Consider the following 16,133-nt stretch of genomic DNA (forward strand, 5'->3'; position numbering starts at 1 on the left):
TATTGTTTTGGTGTTTCGAATCAGATCGTGTTCACGTAATCGGGAGCCGGATGCAGGTCGCAATTGCGTCCCGCCTTCGCGATTTGCCCCGGCACGTCATGCCCGACGAGCGCGGGAAGCGTGCGCGACAGGGTGATCAGCTTCTGCAGATCGGCGCCGGTGGGAATACCCATTTCGTCGCACATGTTCACGAGGTCTTCGGTACAGATGTTTCCCGATGCGCCCGGCGCGAACGGACAGCCGCCGAGCCCGCCGAGCGCGGCGTCGAAGCGGCGCGCGCCCGCGTCGTAGGCAGCGAGCACGTTGACGAGACCGAGACCGCGCGTGTTGTGGAAGTGCAGCGTGAGATCGGCGGCGCTCACGTGTTCGAGCACGCGTGAAACGAGCCGCGCGACCTGGCGCGGATTCGCCATGCCGGTGGTATCGGCGAGCGTGATGCCTGGGATGCCCATCTCGCGATACGTCCGCGCGATCGACACGACGCGCTCCTCGTCGATGCGTCCTTCGAACGGACAGCCGAACGCCGTCGCAACGGTCGCATTCAACGAGACTTTTGCATTCGTAATGCCTTGTACCAATCGCACGACGTCGCCGAAACCGGTCAGCGACGACTCGCAGCTCATGCGCATATTCGCCCGGTTGTGGGTCTGGCTCGACGACATGACGAGGTTCAGCTCATCGGCGTTCGCGGCGAGCGCGCGCTCCGCGCCCTTCACGTTCGGCACCAGCGCGACATAGATCACGTCCGGTGCACGCCGGATGCCGTTGAACACCGCATCGCCGTCGCGCAGCGCGGGAATCGCCTTGGGCGACACGAACGAGCCCGCCTCGATGCGCGTGAAGCCGCACGCCGAAAGGCCATCGATCAGCTCGATCTTGTCTTCGGTTTCGACCCACTGCTTTTCGATCTGCAGGCCGTCGCGGGGCGCGACTTCCTGCACGATCAACGGTTCTTTGCATTCAAAATTCATTGCACCGCTCCTTCGGCGCGCAGACGCGCCACTTCGTCGGCTTGGAAACCGAGCGATTCCAGAACCGACGCCGTATGCTCGCCCAGCGCCGGACCTTGCCAGCGCACTACGCCCGGCGTGTCGGAAAGCTTCGGCACGATGCCCGGCATCTTCACCGATGCGCCGCCCGGCAAATCCGCGTTCAGCAGCATGTCGCGCGCTTGATAGTGCACATCGCCAACGATGTCCGCGACCGAATAGATGCGGCCCGCCGGCACTTCCTCGCGTTCGAGCGTGGCCAGCACGTCGTCCATCGAGTGATGCGAGGTCCACGCGGTGATCGCTTCGTCGAGCATCGTGTTTTGCTTCACGCGGCCGTCGTTGTGCGCGAGCGCGGGATCGTCCGCGAGATCGGCGCGGCCGATCACGTTCATCAGGCGCTTGTAGATCGGATCGCTATTGCCCGCGATAACGACGAAACCGCCGTCCTCCGTGCGATAGGTGTTCGACGGCGCAATGCCCGGCAGCGCGCCGCCGCTGCGCTCGCGTACATGGCCGAGCAGGTCGTATTCGGGAACCAGACTTTCCATCAGGCTGAAGACGCTTTCCACCAGCGAGACGTCGACGACCTGGCCATCGCCCTGGCCGGTCTTCACGCGCAGCACCGACATCAGCGCGCCGATCACGCCATGCAGCGACGCGAGCGAATCGCCCAGGCTCACGCCGACGCGGGCCGGCAGACCTTCCGCGTCGCCGGTCGTGTAGCGGATGCCGCCCATCGCCTCGCCGATCGCGCCGAAGCCAGGACGATCGCGGTACGGGCCCGTCTGGCCGTAGCCGGAGATGCGGACCATGGTCAGCTTCGGGTTTATTGCATGCAAAATGTCCCAGCCGAGCCCGAGCTTCTCCAGCGCGCCCGGACGCATGTTTTCGATGACGATGTCGGCATCGGCGGCGAGTCGCTTGATGACGTCCGCACCTTCGGGCGACTTGAGGTTCACGCACACTGACTTCTTGTTACGCGATTGCAGATACCACCAGAGAGAAGTGCCCTCGTGGAGCTTGCGCCATTTGCGCAAGGGATCGCCGCCGTTGGGCGTCTCGATCTTGATGACTTCCGCGCCGAACTCGGCCAGCATGCGCGCGGCGAAAGGCGCGGCGATGAGGGTGCCGATCTCGATGACCCGAATGCCCTGAAGTGGTCCGCTCATATTGCTCGTCTCCTGATGATGTGCTTTTGATGGAGACAAGCTTATTGGCGAACGCTCGGGTGCGTCCAACCGCATTTCAACAAGGATCGTTCGCCAAACGCGAACGCTCGGCGGCTTTCTGAAAGCTATGCGCGCACTTCGACGGTCCGCAGATGATCGAACAACAGGCGGCTCACGGGCGAAAGCGCATCCGAATCGCGCACGACGATGACAAGGGTGCGCGCGGCCCATTCCTCGTCGAGGGGAGTGGCGGCGAGCCCTAGCTGGCGGCCCATCGCCTCGAAAACCTGCAGCGGCAGGACGCCCACGCCCATGCCGGCCTGCACCATGCGGCACACGGCGTCGAAGCCCGGCACGTGAATGCGCAGCCGCAACGCGCGGCCCGCCTGCCGCGCGGCAAGATGAGTGCGCATGTTGATGGAACTCGCGGAATGCAGGCCGATGTGGTCGAAGTCGAGCGTATCGGCGAACGCGACGCTCTCGCGCTGCGCGAGCGGATGATCTCCCGGCGTCACGATGCACAACCGGTCGTGCCGGTAATGCGTGGTCTCGAGCCCGCGCGTGTCGGAGTCGCCGGAACAGATGCCGAGATCGACGAGACTGTCCGCCACGCCTTCGACGATGCCGCCGCTTGGCCGCTCTTCCAGGTCGATCTTGATCTGGCCGTGCACCGCGATGAACGCGCGCAAGTCTTCGGGCAGGAACTCCACGATGGCCGAGAGATTCGCCATCATCCGCACGTAGCCGCGCACGCCGCTCGCATGCTCCGACAGTTCGATGCCGATGTTCTCGACATCGCGCAACACGCGCCGCGCATGATGCAGCAGCGTTTCGCCGGCGGGCGTCAACTCCATGCCGCGCGCACGGCGCTCGAACAGCACTGCGCCTACCGCCTGCTCCAGCTCCAGCAGCCGCTTGCTCGCCGCCGATACGGCGATCGCTTCGCGCTCCGCCGCGCGGGTGAGCGTGCCTTCCTCGAATACCGCGAGGAAGAGTTGCAGCGTCGTCAGATCGAGGCGACGGAGGAGATTGCGTGGGGGCATCGGAGACGGCTCAGCGCGCGTACTTGAAGGTGCCCTGCGCGCTCGCGATCATCACGCGGTCGTCGACCCACGCCTCGCCGCGCGCGAAGTAGACCGAGCGGCCCTGCCGCTCCAGAAAGCCCTTCGCGACCACCTTGTCGCCGATGCCGCGGTCGAGGTAATTCACCGTCAGCGAGAGCGTGAAGCCGTGCACCGGCGCAACTCCAGTCGTGAAGAGCCCCGCATAGCCGCAGGCTGCGTCGAGCAGCGTGGCGATCGCGCCCCCTTGCAGGACGCGCTGCCGGTTCAGATGTCCTGCGTGGATCGGCATGGTGAATTCGGCGTAGCCCGCGCGCCATTCGGTGAAGGCCGCGCCGAGCGCCTCGAGAAACGGATTATCCAGATCAAGGTTCGCCACCTTGGCTCCCAATATGCGTGCAGTGCGAGCGATTGTGCCACTCGCGCGCGCGGCCTGCCGGGCGAAACACAAACGATTCCGGGTAGAAAGGCGTGAAAAAACCCGCGCGCGGCGGGTCGTTTCGACTGAACGGATTAAAAGAATTTCAATCCGTCCGGGCTTCGTGGCGCACACAGTCACTTACAGCATCAGCGCTTATGAAACTTCGTCATCAATCGCGCAATGCGGGTGTCTTGTCCGCATTCAACCGCACCGTGACATTCCGTGTCACGGACGCAACACAATGCATTGAAGTCAGTTATACCCGCGAATCACGCAGGAGTTTTTTTCCTCATCGGTCTTGGCGAAACGACCGCAAATTTCTGCGACATACTCGGGCTCTCCGGATACCTGGGTGGAACGATGCGAAACGTGTACGCTCGTGTCCGGCGGAATTTCACCGTCATCGATCCAGGCATAAAAATGCGCGCTCGTATTGGCTTCCATGTTCTGTCTCCTATCGGTTAGCGCCAAAGCGTCTGATGGTTCCAGAATGCGCTTCTCCGGGGCGGCTGGCCCTAGTGGATTTCATTAATGGACGCAGCCCGAACGAATGCCGATGATGATAAGAATGCCCGTTCGAAACGCAGACCGAACCATTTCGATCCGCTTGATACTCACTCAGCGAAAAGGATGCCCGGTATAAACAGGGCCTACTTAAATGATCGATTACGGGAAAATAGTTTCGTAAGTCTTTTATCAGTTATACGACATTCTTTTCGACGATCGGCCTGCCTTCGAGTACACGCGTCCAGTCGAGCGGCGATAAATCCAGTGACTCGTACTTCCCGTGCAAAATCAGTTCGCTGACGCCGCGTCCCGTCGCCGGACCTTGTTGTAATCCGTGCCCGCTGAAGCCATTGGCGAAGATGCAATTGTCGATATCCGGGTGATATCCGATGATCGCGTTCTGGTCGAGCACGTTGTACTCGTAATAGCCGGACCAGCAGCGCTCGACACGCAGCGCTTCGAATCCCGGCACGCGATGCGCGAGCGTCGGCCAGATCACGTCGTCGAAGAGCGCGTGATCGACTTCGTCGAGCGGCAGGTCGTCGGGATCGTTATCCGCGGCGGGCGAGGTGCCGCAAATATACGTGCGCCCTTCAGGACGGAAATAGACGCCGCTCGGATCGATCAGAAGCGGCGCGCGTTCGAGCTTCGCCGGTGACGACACGTTGAAGATGCTGCGCCGGCGCGCATACACGGGCAGCTCGATGCCGAGCATCGCCGCGATGTTGCGCGACCAGGCGCCCGCCGCGTTTACGACGACATCGCACGCATAAGTCTCGCCGTTGGACGCACGCACGGCACTCGCGCGCCGTCCGGCCCGCTCGATACCCACCACGTCCGACGCCACGTAACGCACGCCGAGCGACTGCGCCTTGCGCCGCAGCGCCTGCACGAGACCGTAGCCGTCGAACCAGCCTTCGCCGCTTTCACCAAACGCGCCCAGCGCGAGATCCCCGGTGTTGAGCCACGGAAAGCGCGCCTGCAAGTGCGTGGCATCCAGCAAGCTGATGTCCGCGCCGAGCTCGCGCTGCAGCGCGTGATTCTCGCGCAGCGTCGCGGCGCCGGGCGCGGTCGCGAGGAACAGATAGCCGCCTTCGTGCAGATCGATCGACGGACGCTCGCCGTTCACCTCCAGCCTCTCGCCGATCGTGCGCAGAAAGTCGATGCCGAACAGCGACATGCGCACCGAGAGCGGCGTCGAGAACTGCTGGCGGATCGACGCCGCCGACAGCGCCGACGACGAGCGCGCGTAAGTCGGATCGCGCTCGATCACCGTGACGCGCACGCCCGGGTCGGACGCGCGCAGAAAATACGCGACCGAGCTGCCGATCACGCCGCCACCTACGATGACAACGTTCGCAGTCACGTCGGCCTCAGCTCAGATTGAAGTCGATGCCCTGCGCCAGCGGCAATTCCGACGAATAGTTGATCGTGTTGGTCGCGCGGCGCATGTAGGCCTTCCACGCGTCCGAGCCCGATTCGCGGCCGCCACCGGTTTCCTTCTCGCCGCCGAACGCGCCGCCGATCTCCGCGCCGCTCGGTCCGATGTTCACGTTGGCGATGCCGCAATCGCTGCCCGACGCCGACAGGAAGCGCTCGGCCTCGCGCAGATCGGTCGTGAACGCGCACGACGACAGGCCATGCGCGGCCGCGTTGTTCGCGGCGATGGCTTCATCGAAATCGGTGTAGCGCATCACGTAGAGGATTGGCGCGAAGGTTTCCTTCAGCACGACTTCCGTCTGCGACGGCATTTCGACCAGCGCCGGCCGCACGTAATAGCCGTTTTCCTGGCCCTTTACGGTGACGCGCTCGCCGCCGCTGACCTTGCCGCCCTCGCCCTTCGCCTGCTCCAGCGCGTCCTGCATGCGCGCGAACGCCTGCACGTCGATGAGCGGGCCCATCAGCACGCCGGCTTCCAGCGGATTGCCGACCGGCACCTTCGCGTAGAGATCTTTCAGGCGCGCGACGGTTTCGTCGTAGATGCTGTCGTGCACGAACAGACGCCTGAGCGACGTGCAGCGCTGCCCCGCCGTGCCGACCGCCGAAAACAGGATGCCGCGCAGCGCGAGATCGCGATTGGCCGTCTGCGAGACGATGCCCGCATTGTTGCCGCCGAGTTCGAGAATCGAGCGGCCGAATCGCTGCGCCACCGCAACGCCGACCTTGCGGCCCATTTCCGTGCTGCCCGTCGCGCTGACGATATCCGAACGCTTGTCCGCCACGAGCGCCGCGCCGACTTCGCGCCCGCCGATGATCACCGAAGCGAGACCCGCCGGCGCCGAGCCGAATTCCTCGATGGCGTCGCGCAGGATGCGATCGACGGCGAGTGCCGTGAGCGGCGTTTTTTCCGAAGGCTTCCACACGACGGCGTTGCCGCACACGAGCGCGAGCGCTGCGTTCCACGACCACACCGCGACCGGGAAATTGAACGCCGAGATGATCGTGCACACGCCGAACGGATGCCACGTCTCGGCCATGCGATGGCCCGGACGCTCGGACGCGATCGTCAGACCGTACAACTGGCGCGAAAGACCGACAGCGAAATCGCAGATATCGATCATTTCCTGCACTTCGCCCAGCCCTTCCTGCAGGATCTTGCCCGCCTCAAGCGAGACGAGGCGGCCGAGCGCCTCTTTCTTTTCGCGCAGGCGATTGCCGAGCAGACGCACCAGTTCGCCGCGCCGCGGCGCGGGCACGTTGCGCCAGGTCGCGAAAGCGGTGCGCGCGGCGCCGAGCGCGGCGTCGACATCGGCGGTGGTGTGCTGCTTCACGCGGCCGATCACTTCGCCCGAGACTGGCGAAGTAGCGGCGAGATCGCCATCGGTTACGAGGCTCGCGATGCCGAGATCGGAGAGAATCGATTGTGTGTCCACGATGAAGTCCTTTCGATGCGGGTTGTTCTGGTTCACGAGTTTCCTATCAGAAACTTGCGTAAGTTAGGAAACTATACGCGCTGAGTCCGCCGCCCACAACAACGGACAATATTGGGGTTGTCACCAATGCGTGCAGGCATGGGGGACGGTAGATTCGGCTTGTTTGCGGGCATTGCGCCGCGTCCGCCACGTTGTTCCGCGATGTTATGATCGGAAACAAAAAAGCCTCCACGAACCGCCAGCCATGTCCAGCCTCAGCACGAAAAACACGCCCGACCAATCCGCCGCCGATCTCGGCCGCCGGGTTAAACGCGCGCGGCTCGCCCATGATCTGACGCTCGAAACGGCGAGCCGCCTGTGCGGCGTGTCGCGCTCGGCGCTCTCGAAGATCGAGAACGGCCTGATGTCGCCGACCTTCGACGTGCTGCAAAAGATCGTGCGCGGCTTGCAGATCGACCTGGGCGAACTGTTCGGCACCGCGCCCGCGCCAAGCGCCAACGGGCGGCGCGCGCTCACGCGCCGCGACGAGGGGCAGCGTCACGCTTATCGCGGCTATCAGATGGAACTGCTCGCCACCGAGCTCGCGCACAAGGCGATGCTGCCGTTTCGCATCCGCATTTCCGCCCACACGCTCGACGCCTTCGACGACTGGGGCCGGCACGAGGGCGAAGAGTTTCTCTACGTGATCAGCGGCAGTGTGTGCCTGTATTCCGAACTCTACGCGCCGACCCACCTGAACGCCGGCGACAGCATCTACTTCGACAGCCGCACCGGTCACGCCGCGATCTCGACGAGCGAGGAAGACGCCGAAGTCCTGTGGATGGCGACGGGCGGCGGCGTGCCGATTTCAGCCGATGCCGTCGATACGCGCTAGCGATCCTGCCGCAACGCGAGACGCACCGGCATCGCGCTCGGCACCGAGGTGAAGGTGCAGACTTCGTGGATATCGGCCGGGTTGGTCGCGAGTTGCGCGGTGAAGTTGGCGGCCAGCATCGACACGACGAGCCGCATTTCGACCACCGCGAGATGCCGTCCCGGGCACACGCGCGGTCCCGCGCCGAATTGCAGATAGGCGCGTTGCTCGTGCGGGCCGTGTTCCGGCGCCCCCTCCACCGGATGACGATGCTCATGCAGCCAGCGATCCGGATCGTAACGCGCCGGATCGGCGAAGTTTTTCGGGTCCATCATCGCGGGCCGGTTCAGCATGAACATCTTCGTGCCCGCCGGCAGACGCACGCCCTGCAAGCGCACTTCTTCGAGCGGCTCGAACGACAGATACGGCGCGATCGGATGCAGGCGGCTCGCTTCCGTGCAGACCGCTTCGCACAGGTCGAGCTCGCGCATCGCGCCGTAGGTCGGGCATACGGCGGCGTCGCCGATCACGTCGCGCGCATGGGCCGCGACCCGAGCGAGCAAGGCGTCGTCGGTGGACAGGAATAAAAGCGCCCACGCGATCGCCGTCGCCGTCGTTTCCTCGCCCGCGACGAGCATCGTCAGCACGTTGGCGGCGACTTCGTCGTCGGTGATGTCGGAGTTCGGAGCGTCGCGCAGCGCGAGCATCGCTTCCAGCAGGTTGCGCGGCGCCGCGCGCACTTCGTGAAGCGGCGTTTCGCATCCTTCCGCCGATCTTTCTTCGCGCATGCGTTCGCGCGCGCGCGTCATCAGCTCGCGGACGTGGCGATGCACTTCGGCAATCGCGTGGTCGAACTTGCGGTCGCGCGGAAATTTCACGTAGTGCCAGTAGGCGAACGGCGCGTTCACACGCGTCATCAACATGGGCAGCAGCATCGCGAGATGCTCCTGAATCAGCACGCGCTCGTTTTCGATCGTGTTCGGGTCTTCGCCGAAGGCAAGCGCGCTGGTCACGTCGACGGTGAAGCGCTTGAGATCCTCCGTCATGTCGACGACGCGGCCGGCGCGCGCCGCGGCTTCCCAGCGCCGCCGCAGTCGCTCGGTGATCGCGGCGAGCGTCGGATAGAACGCCTTGATATGCGGGATCGAAAGCGCCTGCATGACGAGCCGGCGCTGCGGCTCCCACGCCGCGCCTTCGATCGAGAACAGACCGTTGCAGCCGAATTCCTTCAGGATGTTTTCGATCGGCTCGTAGCGGCGGTAGCGATGGGGCCGTTCGCGCATCACGGCGTGCGACAGCTCTATGTCGTCCCAGACCGTGACGGGCGTGGTCGCGAAATGGAATACGTAGGGCGTGCCGAGTTCGGCGGCCCAGCGCTCGAGCTTCAGATGATGCGTGGCGGGCGGCAACTGATGCAGGTTGCCGAGAAGAGGCAGGCCGCGCGGCGACGGTAAGTCATCGATTTCGCGCAGGGATGCGTTGACGGACGCTGCGTTCATGATCGGCCTCACACGGGCTTGATCTGAGCAGGATAGTGCAGGAGCGGGGGATGGGGGTGCTTCTTTGCCTGTTGATGTCAACGGCCAGGCGGCACATCCCGTAGAGAAAACCGGCGCAGCGCCCGGCCGGTCATTCCAGCGGATAGCATTGCCGCGAGTGAAGCACGTTCAGCACTTCTATGGCGTCCGCCGACACGGCATAGACAACGATGTAATTGGGGTGGACCACGACTTCACGCGTGCCCGAAACGCGGCCATTGCGATAAAGATAAGAGGCGATGGCAACCGACCGGGGCGCTTCTTCGATCATGCTTTTGACCACACGTGCTGCGGCGGGACTGCGTTCTGCGATATAGCGGATGATTTCGAGAAGGTCGAGGCGCGCGGTTTGAGAGTCCAGACAACTTGCAGAGTCAAGCGGCCCTCGGCTTCCGACGTTTCTCGGCTTCCGCGATCATGTCCTCGGCCTCCGCCATCACCTGATCGTGCGGAATGCGCGGCCGGGTATCGGCCATGGATCGTCGCACTTTCTCGCGAAACCACTGGTCGTAGGCTTGCGCCTCTTCGACGGTGGCAAATTCGGACACGATGGGATCGAGCGGAGTAGGCGTTTCAAGTTCTCGTTTCATGATGAATACCATGAGATCGCAGGCTTTCGCGGCGCGTCGCCTCGGCCATTCGGCCTATCCGCGGCGCCTGCGATTCATCGCTAGACGGACTTCGCGCTTCTGGATTTCAGCTTGCCGGCCAGCGGTTCCACGGGCGCGGCCGCGCTCACCGCCGGCCGCTTGAAGTACGGCGAACTCAGCGTGGCCGCGCCCATGTCCGACGCCGCTTCGAGCAGCGCGGGTGCGAGTTCGGACAGGCGCGCGTCGGGCAGGCGGCTCGTCGGTCCGGCGAGGCTCACCACGCCCACCACCACGCCCGTCACCGGATGATGGATCGGCGCGGCCATCGAGGTCATGCCTGCCTCGTAGGTTTCGCTCGCGATGCCATAGCCGCGCTCGCGCGCCGCGTGCAGGTCCGCGAGAAACTGCTGAATCGACTTCGGCGCCTTCGGCCCGCCCGAGCCGGGTTTGCCGAGGCCACCCTGCTTCGACACGAGCTCCAGCGCCTCCTCGTCGGTCAGCGACGACAGCCACGCCTGCCCGCTCGCCGTGCAATGCAGCGGCGGCTGGCTGCCCATGTCCGGGTCGTAGCGCAAACCCGACTTCGCGCCCTGCGCCTTGCCGACGAATGTAATGTGATCGTCCTCGACTACGCCCAGCCGCGCGAGTTCGCCCGACTGCGCCGCGAGCCGGTCCAGCACCGGCTGCGACACGTCCAGCACGCCGCCGGTCGACAGATAGACGAGCGCCAGCGACACGAGCTTCAGCGCGAGCATGTACTCGCCGTGATCCTCGTCCTGCCGCACATAGCCCTCGTCGATCAGCATCGCGAGCAGGCGGTGCGTGCCGCTGCGCGGAATGTTGAGCGTGTCGGCGATGGTGGCGAGCTGCATGCGCCCGCCGTTCTTCGCCAGCAACTCGATGATCGACAACGCCCGCTCGAGGTTCCCTGCCATGTCTCAGTCTCTTGAAGTTCCGATTCGGAATGAGAACACGATTCTGCTTCGGAATTCAACTGCCGCGCGTCATTGTCGGGCGTACGTCGCGTCCAGCACGCCGAGCGTCGCTTCCCGCAAACGCTTCGCGCGCGTGAGCGCATCCGCGCGCCTGGCCCACTCGTTCATCGGCGCTTCGATCGACAGCGGCAAATCGTCCGGCAACGCGCGCAGGATGCCCGCGAGGTCGAGCCCGCCCTCGCCCGGAATCATGCGTTCCGCGCGCGCCTGGTACAGCAGCGTCTCGACATCCGCCGGGCGCGCGGCGGGAGCGTCGCAGAACTGCACGTAGCCGAACCATTCGCGCGGCAAGTCGCGCAGCGTATCGGTCGACGATCCGGCGCGATCGAAATGGATCGGATCGACGATCAGCCCCGTGTTCGCCCGCCGCGCCGCCTTCACGATGCGCGCGCCCTGCACGATGTCCTTCGCTTCCGTCCACGGCATCGGCTCCAGCGAGGGCGACAGGCCGAGCGGCGCGGCCAGGTCGCACAACGCGGCGAGCCGCTCGGCCGTGCGCGCCTCGTCGGGATCGTTGCCCGCGACGAGCACATAGCGCGCGCCCAGTTCGGCGGCGGTTTCGAGCATCGGCAAGTAATCGGCGACGTTCGTGTCGGGCTTCAGGCGCAGGATTTCGGCATCCAGCACCCCGATGCCCGTGTCTTTCAGAACGGCGAGCGTCTCACGCTTCATCGGAGTCGCGCCGACGATCTCGTGGCGCACCTCCGTATCGGTCGCGGGCAACAGCCGCAGGCCGACGTAATCGTAGCCCGCCCGCGCCGCGCATTCGACCATCTGCGGCGGCGTCAATTCGAGCACCGTCAGCGCGGATAAGGACAGCTTGCGTCGTGACATCGAAAATCTCCGGTTAGCGCAGCGGCGAGAACGGCGCGGGCATGTAGATGGTCGATTCCATCGTCGTCAGATGCGCGGGTCCGCCCTTCGGCGGCCAGATGCCGTCCTTCACTACTTCGGCGCGAATGCGCGAACGTTCGTCGACGCTCGCGTACGGCCAGATGTTGAGAAAGCGCGGCACCGTGCCGTCGAGCGCGTACATCGCGCCGATCAGCGGCGAGCGCTTCGTGCGCTCGGGCACGGCGTTCTTCCACGCATCGATCGTGTGTTGCAGGCTCGCGAGCTTCGTGCCGTACACGCGCATCTCGTAGATGCCGCCGTGCACCGCCGGCTCGATCGGCGGCAGGAACGGGAACAGCGCGTAGCTGCTCACTTCGACATCGGTGACGAATTCGCCGCAACTGAACGGATTGCCTTCGAGCAGCAGGCGCTGACGCTCCTTCACGAGCGCCGCTTCCGATTCGAAACCGCGTAGCACCATCACCTTGCCCAACGCACCGATATCCGAATACCAGCAGCCGAGCAGCTTCGAGCCGGGCGCATCGCCGCTTGCCTTGATGTTCTCGAAAACCTGCGCGTTCGCGCCGATCTTCACCGTCAACGTGACCGTGTCGTACAGAGTCATTGCAGAGTCCTTGCCTGTTTAAAGATTGAGAGATCCGTCACCGTTTCGTCGCGCGTCGCTTCTACCGCATCCGCCGGCCGAGCCAGTTCCAGCCCGGCGAGATAGCCGAAGGTCATCGCCGGTCCGAGCGTGATGCCGCCGGCGGGATAGTGCCCGCCCATCATGCTCGCGGCGTCGTTTCCAACCGCGTAAAGGCCGGAGATCGGCGCATGCGATGCGTCGAGCACGCGGGCGCGCGCGTCCGTCGCGAGTCCTGCGAAAGTGCCGAGGCTGCCGGGCAGAATCTTCACGGCATGGAACGGTCCTGCGGCGATCGGCGCGAGACACGCGTTCGGCGCATGCGAAGCATCGCCCTGAAAGCGGTTATAGGGCGTCGAGCCTTTGTGAAACTGCGGATCGAAACCGTCTTTCGCGTAAGCGTTATAGGCGGCGACCGTGTCGGCGAGGCCGCGCGCATCGATGCCGCATTGCTGCGCCAGCGCCGCCAGCGTCGGCGCGGATTTCAGATACCCGGCGCGCTCGTATGGCGCGAGGGGAAATGGAAACGGCTTCGCGAAACCGAGGCCATAACGGCGCTGAAACCGGTGATCGCAGACGAGCCACGCGCACACTTCCTCGCCCGGCGGGCTCGTGCCGATGAGCGCTGCGATGAAGTCGTGATACGACGACGCCTCGTTCACGAAGCGCCGCCCCGCGCGTGTCACGGCGATCACGCCCGGCTTCGCGCGCTCGATCAGATGCGGAAACGCGACATCCTCGCCCTTCGCTTTCGGCACCAGCGACACCGGCGCCCACGCCGCGGCCGCCTCGAGCGACGCATCGAAATGCGCGCCAGCCGCTTCGCCGATGCGAATGCCATCGCCGGTATTGCTCTTCGGCGCAGCCGACCAGTGCGGCGTGTACGGAAAGGTATGCGCCTGCCGTTGCGCGTCATGCGGATAGCCGCCGCAGGCGAGCACCACGCCGCGGTGCGCGCGCACCTCGTGCATCACGCCCTCGATCTCGACGCGCGCGCCCGTCACCCGGTCTGCCTCGCGCATCAGCGAAACCGCCCGCGCCCGCGTGCGCAGATCGACGCCGCGATCCGCCGCCGATTTGAGCAGCCGCGCGACGAGCGCGTTGCCGTTGACGAGATGCATCGAGCGGCCGTGGCGCAGCTTGTGCCATGCGAACGTGGCGAAGCGCTTCGTCACGTGCCACGCGGACTTCGCACTGCGCGTCGCGTTCAGGAAATGCGCGAGATCCTGTCCCGACGCAATCGCCATCCCCTTGATCGTGACTTCGGCGAGCGGCGGACGCAGCTTCTCGATGAGCGCGCCGAGCTCGCGCCCGTCGAACGGCATCGCGCAGACGGAGCGGCCGCCGGTCGCCGCGCCCGGCGTGGTGTGAAAGTCCGGAACGCGATTGCCGTCGATGAAGCGCATCGACGTGTGGCGCTCGAAGTACTCGACCATGCGCGGACCTTGCTCGATCAGCGCATCGGTCTTGGCGGCGTCGAAGTGCGCGCCCAGCTCGCTTTTCAAATACGAGCGCGGCGCGTCGTCATCCTCGACGATGCCCGCGCGCGCCGCGAGCGGATTGCGCGGAATCCACATCCAGCCGCCCGACCATGCGGTCGTGCCGCCGAACACGTCCTCCTTTTCGCAGACAAGCACGCTCAAACCTTGCGTCGCCGCCGTGACGGCGGTCGCGAGCCCGCCCGCGCCGGAGCCCAGCACGAGGACGTCGCATTCGAGAATCGGTTCGTGCTTCATTTGGCGTGAGCGTGGGCGTGTGCCGTCAGGTCGATGGGGAGCGCGTGTGCTTCGCCGCGTGCATCCGTCAGCGCGGCTCGTGTTGTCCTGCAACGCGCCGCCGCATGCCGCGCCGCGAGATAGCCGAACGCGAGCCCGGGGCCGAGCGTGATGCCCGGGCCGGGATAGACGCCGCCCATCACCGATTGCATGTCGTTGCCGCAGGCGTAGAGACCGCCGACCGGCTGGTCGTCGCGGTTCAGCACGCGCGCGTGCGTGTCGGTGACGAGGCCCGTCGCCGCGCCGATATCGCCCGGATAGAGCCGCACCGCGTAGAACGGCGCCAGCCCGATCGGCCCGAGGCATTTGTTCGGGCCGCTCCAGTTGGCGTCGCCGTTGGCGTTCTGGTACGCGGTCGCGCCGCGCTGGAAATCCGCGTCGACGCCGCTTTTCGCGTAGCGGTTATTGCGCGCAACGCTGTCAGCGAGCCCGTTGCCGTCGATGCCGAGTTTCGTCGCCAGCTCATCGAGCGTGTTGCCTTCGACGAGATAGCCGTCCGCGAGAAACGGCGCGAGTCCCTTGCCGCCAGGACGCACCATGCCGAGACCGTACTTGCGCAATCCTTCGGAGTCCGTGACGAGATACGCGGGCACGGAAGGCGTCGTCTTGTTGGCTTCCTGCATTGCGATACCGAACAGGTGATACGACGTGTTTTCATTGAGAAATCGCCGTCCCGTCTTGTCGACGGTGATCATGCCCGGCTTGCCGCGATCCATGATGAAGTGCGGAAACACGGCGGTGCTGCCATCGGCGCGCTTGCGCACGGAAACCGGCGCCCAGAACGCGTTCGACAGCGCGCCGTCGCCGAACCGCGCGCCCGCCGCGAGCGCCAGATCCTGCGCGCCGCCGGTGTGGCCGGGCGCCCCGGGGCACCAATCCGGATCAGCGCCCGGCAGCATCTCGCCGCGCCGTGTCGGATGACGGTTGAAACCGCCGCTCGCGAGAATCACGCCGCCCTTCACGCCGACGCGCCGCCGCTCGTTGACATGACTCAGCGTCACGGCTTCGATGCCATCCGCGCCTTTGTGCAGCGCCTCGACTTTCGTGCTGACGAGTACGGTGACGTCACGCTTGAGCAGCGAATACAGCAGGCGGCCGATCAACGCATTGCCCATGACGAGCCGCGTGCCGCGCGGCGCGCTCATGCGGTCGCGCGCATGACGCGCGAGCAGCTTCGCCGCGTGTCCGAACGACGCGAGCGACTTCGTCATGTTGAGCAGATGCCCGACATCGTCGCGGTCGACCATCATGCCGCCGAGCACGGTGAATTCGGCAATCGGCGGACGGATCAGCGCAAAGGCGCGGCCGAGCTTGCGGCCGTCGAATGGCAGCGGCTCCAGCGCGCGGCCGCGCAGCGTCGAGCCTTCGACTTCCGACAGGTAATCCGGATGGAACGGGCGCGCCCGGTATTTCACGTCGGAGTTCGCTTCGATATGCGCAACCGCTTTCGGGCCCGCATCGAGAAACGCACGGCGCATCGCGTTGCTGCTGCGCCCGCCCACCGCGCGGTTCAGAAAGCCTTCGGCGTTGGCCGACGTATCGTCGCGATTGACGCCCGCCGCATGGGGCGACGCCGGAATCCACGTCGTGCCGGCCGAATATGCCGTCGTGCCGCCCACGAACTCCGTGCTTTCGACGAGCAGCACACGCGCGCCGTCGATCGCCGCGAACAGCGCCGCCGACATGCCCGCGCCGCCCGCGCCGACCACAACGACGTCGAACGTCTCGTTCTGTCCTAAATTGCCCAGTGTCTCCACCATCGATTCGCTCCAGACCGTTTCTCATCGCCATTCATTCGACGATTCGAAATATGTGTTTGCTGTAGAACTCACTTTGATATTGGAATAGTATTCCACAAATGCTACCGATGCAAAGTTCTTTT

Annotated in this window: 16 protein-coding genes; 1 reads left to right on the forward strand and 15 read right to left on the reverse strand. The window is 65.0% G+C overall.

Annotated features, from left to right (window positions below; genetic code table 11):
* Positions 1-20: 20 nt before the first annotated feature.
* The 7 genes from AWB79_RS20290 to amaB all read right to left on the reverse strand — a co-directional run bounded on the left by AWB79_RS20290 (position 21) and on the right by amaB (position 7,023).
* Complete coding sequence (locus AWB79_RS20290) at positions 21-971, reverse strand: hydroxymethylglutaryl-CoA lyase (RefSeq protein ID WP_061169212.1); 951 nt, start codon at positions 969-971, stop codon at positions 21-23.
* Positions 968-2,161 (reverse strand): CaiB/BaiF CoA transferase family protein, encoded by a 1,194-nt coding sequence (locus tag AWB79_RS20295; protein WP_061169213.1) that lies wholly within the window; start codon positions 2,159-2,161, stop codon positions 968-970. The genes AWB79_RS20290 and AWB79_RS20295 overlap by 4 nt, the downstream gene beginning before the upstream one ends.
* Positions 2,162-2,286: 125 nt before the next feature.
* Entirely contained in the window at positions 2,287-3,204 is a 918-nt protein-coding gene (locus AWB79_RS20300; protein ID WP_061169214.1) for a LysR family transcriptional regulator, read from the reverse strand.
* A gap of 10 nt (positions 3,205-3,214) precedes the next feature.
* A complete protein-coding gene (locus AWB79_RS20305) occupies positions 3,215-3,601 on the reverse strand; it encodes a PaaI family thioesterase (RefSeq protein ID WP_061169215.1) in 387 nt (128 codons plus the stop codon).
* A gap of 294 nt (positions 3,602-3,895) precedes the next feature.
* Entirely contained in the window at positions 3,896-4,087 is a 192-nt protein-coding gene (locus AWB79_RS38360; RefSeq protein ID WP_074169400.1) for a hypothetical protein, read from the reverse strand.
* Positions 4,088-4,343: 256 nt separating this feature from the next.
* Positions 4,344-5,516: an NAD(P)/FAD-dependent oxidoreductase gene (locus AWB79_RS20310; RefSeq protein WP_061169216.1), complete on the reverse strand. Its 1,173-nt coding sequence runs from the start codon at positions 5,514-5,516 to the stop codon at positions 4,344-4,346.
* Between the two features lie 7 nt (positions 5,517-5,523).
* Complete coding sequence (amaB, locus tag AWB79_RS20315; RefSeq protein ID WP_061169263.1) at positions 5,524-7,023, reverse strand: L-piperidine-6-carboxylate dehydrogenase; 1,500 nt, start codon at positions 7,021-7,023, stop codon at positions 5,524-5,526.
* Between the two features lie 244 nt (positions 7,024-7,267).
* Between amaB and AWB79_RS20320 the strand changes: the two genes are divergently transcribed.
* A complete protein-coding gene (locus AWB79_RS20320) occupies positions 7,268-7,897 on the forward strand; it encodes a helix-turn-helix domain-containing protein (protein WP_061169217.1) in 630 nt (209 codons plus the stop codon).
* Here the strand turns inward: AWB79_RS20320 and AWB79_RS20325 are convergent.
* From AWB79_RS20325 to AWB79_RS20360, 8 genes are all read right to left on the reverse strand, one after another.
* The gene (locus tag AWB79_RS20325; protein WP_061169218.1) at positions 7,894-9,375 is read right to left on the reverse strand and encodes a cytochrome P450; all 1,482 of its coding nucleotides are present in this window, start codon (positions 9,373-9,375) and stop codon (positions 7,894-7,896) included. The genes AWB79_RS20320 and AWB79_RS20325 overlap by 4 nt on opposite strands.
* A gap of 130 nt (positions 9,376-9,505) precedes the next feature.
* Positions 9,506-9,775: a type II toxin-antitoxin system RelE/ParE family toxin gene (locus AWB79_RS20330; RefSeq protein WP_074169401.1), complete on the reverse strand. Its 270-nt coding sequence runs from the start codon at positions 9,773-9,775 to the stop codon at positions 9,506-9,508.
* A 13-nt stretch (positions 9,776-9,788) separates the two neighbouring features.
* Positions 9,789-10,016: a type II toxin-antitoxin system RelB family antitoxin gene (relB, locus tag AWB79_RS20335; RefSeq protein WP_232470944.1), complete on the reverse strand. Its 228-nt coding sequence runs from the start codon at positions 10,014-10,016 to the stop codon at positions 9,789-9,791.
* A 68-nt stretch (positions 10,017-10,084) separates the two neighbouring features.
* Positions 10,085-10,939 (reverse strand): IclR family transcriptional regulator, encoded by an 855-nt coding sequence (locus AWB79_RS20340; RefSeq protein ID WP_061169221.1) that lies wholly within the window; start codon positions 10,937-10,939, stop codon positions 10,085-10,087.
* 69 nt (positions 10,940-11,008) lie between these two features.
* Positions 11,009-11,833, reverse strand: coding sequence for a sugar phosphate isomerase/epimerase family protein (locus AWB79_RS20345; protein WP_061169222.1), 825 nt, complete (start codon positions 11,831-11,833; stop codon positions 11,009-11,011).
* 13 nt (positions 11,834-11,846) lie between these two features.
* A complete protein-coding gene (locus AWB79_RS20350) occupies positions 11,847-12,458 on the reverse strand; it encodes an NIPSNAP family protein (protein WP_061169223.1) in 612 nt (203 codons plus the stop codon).
* On the reverse strand, positions 12,455-14,212 hold the full coding sequence (locus AWB79_RS20355; RefSeq protein WP_061169224.1) for an FAD-dependent oxidoreductase: 1,758 nt from the start codon (positions 14,210-14,212) through the stop codon (positions 12,455-12,457). The genes AWB79_RS20350 and AWB79_RS20355 overlap by 4 nt, the downstream gene beginning before the upstream one ends.
* The gene (locus AWB79_RS20360; RefSeq protein WP_061169225.1) at positions 14,209-16,011 is read right to left on the reverse strand and encodes an FAD-dependent oxidoreductase; all 1,803 of its coding nucleotides are present in this window, start codon (positions 16,009-16,011) and stop codon (positions 14,209-14,211) included. Before AWB79_RS20360 ends, AWB79_RS20355 begins: the two co-directional genes overlap by 4 nt.
* Positions 16,012-16,133: the final 122 nt, after the last annotated feature.

This window comes from Caballeronia hypogeia (assembly GCF_001544875.2).
Lineage (GTDB): Bacteria > Pseudomonadota > Gammaproteobacteria > Burkholderiales > Burkholderiaceae > Caballeronia > Caballeronia hypogeia.